This window comes from Terriglobales bacterium (assembly GCA_035937135.1).
Taxonomy (GTDB): Bacteria; Acidobacteriota; Terriglobia; order Terriglobales; family Acidobacteriaceae; genus DASYVL01.
This window is the reverse complement of sequence record DASYVL010000142.1, coordinates 1-4305: the sequence shown is the minus strand read 5'-3', so window position 1 is coordinate 4305 and position 4305 is coordinate 1. Positions and strand designations below refer to the sequence as shown.

At 62.2% G+C, this 4305-nt stretch carries 3 protein-coding genes; all 3 read right to left on the bottom strand.

All coding sequences use genetic code 11. From position 1 onward, the window contains the following. Positions 1-401 precede the first annotated feature (401 nt). On the bottom strand, positions 402-785 hold the full coding sequence (locus VGQ94_08655; GenBank protein ID HEV2022587.1) for a hypothetical protein: 384 nt from the start codon (positions 783-785) through the stop codon (positions 402-404). Between the two features lie 139 nt (positions 786-924). Further along, positions 925-1215 carry a hypothetical protein gene (locus tag VGQ94_08650; protein ID HEV2022586.1) on the bottom strand — a complete coding sequence of 97 codons (291 nt, stop codon included), beginning with the start codon at positions 1213-1215 and terminating at the stop codon, positions 925-927. Between the two features lie 92 nt (positions 1216-1307). Then, positions 1308-4305, bottom strand: a 2998-nt coding sequence (locus VGQ94_08645) for a BadF/BadG/BcrA/BcrD ATPase family protein (protein ID HEV2022585.1), incomplete at its 5' end; no start/stop codon positions are given.

Below are 4305 nucleotides of genomic sequence, written 5' to 3'. Positions count from 1 at the left end.
CATCTCGTGGGTGACGCGGTACTCACCCGCCGGCAGCACCACGCTGCCCGCGCGCACAACATTGTCCAGCTTCAGTTGCTGTGACTTCCAGGGCACCATCGTGTCGCTGGCCCAAGCCGCGAGCCCCACCAGGGAAACAATTGCTAGAACGATCGTGAGTCTTCGATATGACATGGATACCTCCTCGGGATGGGAGCCCCTGCTGCTAGCCACTATGGTTAGCCCCGGGCGGCAGGTAAGCGGTGACGCAGGTCACATATGGTTAGCCCGGGCGGCAGGTAAGCGGTGACGCAGGTCACAAGGGAAGGTGTCAAAAGCAAGGGAAAATAAAAAGGCCAAAGGTAAAGGTAGATACCCTTGGTCCCTACTTTTTCCTTTTTACTTTTTACTTTTTCTTTGGGTCAGTACGTCATCGCCCCGACTTCTTTTTCGATCAACGTGGTCTCCACCATGGCGATGGCGTCCCAGGGGCAGCCGTCGAGGAACGAGCCCATGGGGCCCTGGCTGGTGCACTTCTTGCACCCGATGCACAGCAGCGGATCCACCTGGATGCGGCCGAACGGCGGGTGGTCTTCGTCCGGAACCCAGAACATGCAGTCCTCGATGGGACAGTACTCCACGCAGGCGGGCGAACCGGCGCATCCGGTGCAGCACTCGGTGATCACTGCCAGCTCGCGCGGCTTCTTCTTGCGCGGCGTCAGGGTGCCCTTGGAGCGGGGCTCCTGCTTGATTTCGTCAGGGACCAGGCCGGGAGCCTTGGCGGGAGTGGCGGGTTGGGTGGCCATCAGGGAAGATTATACATGGCCCGAAGCGGCGCTCAATCGGCCACAATCCGCCGCTTCTGTGCGGGTAGGGGTCCTTCAACTACGCGCTCCCTCTCGACAAGCTCAGGGTCGCGCTTCGCTCAGGATGACAACCAGGAAATCACTTGGCGGACTTGGCGGGAGGCATATAAGCGGCCATCTCGGCCTCGAATTGCTGTGGGGTGATCTTCTCCCCGTCGTTCATTCGCTTCAGCAGGCCCTCGAGGACCTCTTTGGCCTGGTCCTTGCCGGTGTTCTTGAGAAAGCCGTCGTAGAAGTGCTCGCCGGCCAGGGCGCGGTTGATCTCGTACTCCTTGTTGTGGTCGCCCAGCTCGGTGAAGTACACGACCTTGTACTTGCCGGTGTACAGGGCTTCGCGGTAGACCTCAAACATCACCTTGTCGGATTCCATCAGCATGGATTCAGGCCCCCACCAATCTTTCGGGTGATTTTACCGGATGCGGCGCAAGAATGCACAAGTGGAGCGGGTGAGCGGGTGATCCGTCAGTCCCCGGCGATGCCCACCAGGTCATTGGCAGGGGGCTGGGCGGGCTGGATCTGGACCAGCTCTGCGAGGTCCACGTCGGGGCGCTCCACGCCGCGGTACTTCTCCGCGATCCGGAGCTCGGCGCGGAGCTGGGCTTCGAACTTCTGCAGCCGCTCCTCCACCGTGGTGCGCTTCTCCCGATCGCGCACCATGTCCTCGCGGTAGCGCTTGAGGAAGTAGCCGATGGTCTCCACCCGGATCTTGATTGAGCCGGTGGGCTTGTTCTCGTCGATGTCCTTAAAGCTGAAGTAGGGCGTGCCGGTGTGCTCCACCACTTCCTCGACCGTGGTGTAGATGGGCGCATCGTGGCCGCACTTGAAGCTGGAAAGCTCGAGCGCCACCAGGTTGGGGTGACGGCCGACGTACTTGGCCGCCCACACCTTGCGGCTGGTGTTCTCCGAGTAGGAGTTCTTCCAGGCGTCGGTGACGTCCAGGGGGTGCTGGATGACGCCGGCGCGCACTTCGTCGCCGAACAGCCGCCACACGATCTCGTCGTCGAGCGGGAGCGAATCCTGCGAGAAGACCGGGTAGCCGAGCTTCTGGAACTCTTCCAGGATCTCGTGATTGATGCCGGGATCGTTGTGGTAGGGCCGGGCCAGCAGCACCACGCCCAGCTTGTTCTCGTCCTCGAGCTTCTTCAGGATCTGGCGGGCCTGGTCGCGGATCGTGTTGTCGAACTTGTCGAGCGCCAGGAAGCCCTGCTCCACGGCGCGGTAGTTCTCTTCCTCGGCCAGGCCGAGGATGTCCTTCCAGTCCTCGTACATCTGCCGGTGGGCCTGTTTGATGTCGTGCAGGCAGATGAGGGTATCCATCCAGCGCACGCCCTTCTCCGCGAACAGGTCGCTCTCCTTGGTGAAGGCGGCCTTCACCGAAGCCGGCGTTGCGGTCACTGTGGGACAGGCGCGGCTGGCCTGCGTGTATTTCAGGTACGTAGGCAGCGAGTCGATCATGGGGAAGAAGACGATGTCCAGCGGCTTCTTCGCATGCACGGTGTACAGCAGGTTGTGCACGTGCGGGATGCCGACCTTCGAGGGGAAGCAGGGATCGATGGCGCCGCGCTTCGCGCCTTCCTTGTAAAGCTGCTCCGAGGTGTACTCCGACCACAGCAGGTTCTCCGCCTTCACGCCCAGCGACTCGAAGTAGGCGGTGAAGAACGGCCCGCAAGAGTACATATTGAGCGCCTTGGGCATGCCGATCTTGAGCTCGGAGCGCTTCTTCATCAGCTCCACGCGCTGCTTCTGGCTCTTGGTGAAGGCGTACTTGGGCAGCGGATCGGCCACCACCGGCGGATCGAAGCTCTTGAAGGCAAGCTTGGCGGCCACTTCCACCAGGTTCGGATTCTCTTTCTTGATGGCGTCGATGTCGCCCTTGATGACGCGCATCTCCTCCACGTTCTCGACCGTTCCCTTTTCGCAGGTGGCGATGATGAGGCGCTGCGCCCCGGCCGACAGCGGGACTTTGGTCTTCACCGGTGGCTTGTAGTTGGGATTGGGCACGGTGGTCTGGACGTCAATGAAGGTGCGCAGGCACTTGTTCTTGCAGAAGTAGCAGCGCGTGTCCTCGCTGCGGGTGGTGGTGAAGCTGATGGAGGCCACCTGGTCGAGCCCGATGAAGGTGCTCTGCCTGCCGTTCTCCCACAGGCGCACGGCCTCGAAGGCGCAGCCGATGGCGCCGGCCTCGCCGCAATGCTGGTGCACGATGACCTCGGCCTGTTGTTCCTTGCCCTTGAAGCGCGACTCGATGAAGTCCACCTGCGACTTCACCGCGGCCAGGTTGTGCTGCGTCCCACCCTGCAGGACGAACTTGCGCCCGATGGCCGAGAGGTTGGGGATCTGCGAGACGTACAGCCAGATGTTCTTGGGCAGCACGTTGCAGAGGCCAGCCATGATCTCTTCCGGCTTCCAGCCCTGGCGCTGGAAGTCCACGATGTCCGACTGCATGAACACGGCGCAGCCGTAGCCGAACTGCGGGTAGCCCTTGGCGGCGAAGGCGATGTCGGAGAACTCCTCCACCTTGAAGCCGAAGCTCTCGCAGGTGCCCTGCAGGAAGTAGCCGTTGCCCGCCGAGCACTGGGTGTTGAGCTTGAAGTCCTTCACCCGGCCGTCTTTGAGGATGATGATCTTGATGTCCTGGCCGCCCACGTCGCAAATCACGTCCGCATCGGGGTAGAAGTGCAGCGCGGCCTGGGTGTGGGCCACGGTCTCCACCAGCGCCACATCGGCGCCGGTGGCCTCCTTCAGGATGTCCTTGGCATAGCCGGTGGTGCCTACGCCCATCACTTTCAGAATCGCGCCCTGGTCGGAGACCTGCTGCGCCACCTTGGCCAGCACTTCCTGGGTGTCCTCGATGGGATTGCCCTTGGAGAGCTGGTAGGTCTTGCACAGGATGTTGCGGTCCTTATCCACCAGCACGGCCTTGGTCGAAGTGGACCCGCCGTCCAGGCCGATGAACGCTTCCACCACCTGACCGGGCTGGAAGGTGGCGGCGGTGAACTTCAACTTGGCGTACTTCTGCTTGAAGGCAGCCAGCTCGGCGTCGTCCTTGGCCAGCGCCTGGGAGCCGCCCTTCTTGGCTTTCTCCAGGTTGCGGCCTTCGGTGATGTACCACTCCAGCTTCGAGTAGCCCTGATAGACGCCGACGCCGGGGTCTTCCTGGCGGCCGAACTCCACCGCGCCGATGCAGGCGAAGTACTGCGCGTTGTCGGGAGTCTTGATAAGCGATTCGGGATCGACGCCCTCGGGCAGCGGATAGTTGCGCTCTTCCCAGATCTTGGGAATGTTGGTCTTCCAGCAGTCGCGCATGCCCTTGATGTAGCAGTTGGGACCGCCCAGCAGCAGCACCGTAGGCCGCAGGGTGTTGCCGCGGGTGAGCACGGAGAGGTTCTGCTGGATGATGGATTCGAACAGCGACGCCATCAGTTCGTCCGGCGGCACGCCCTGCTTCTGCAGGCCGTTG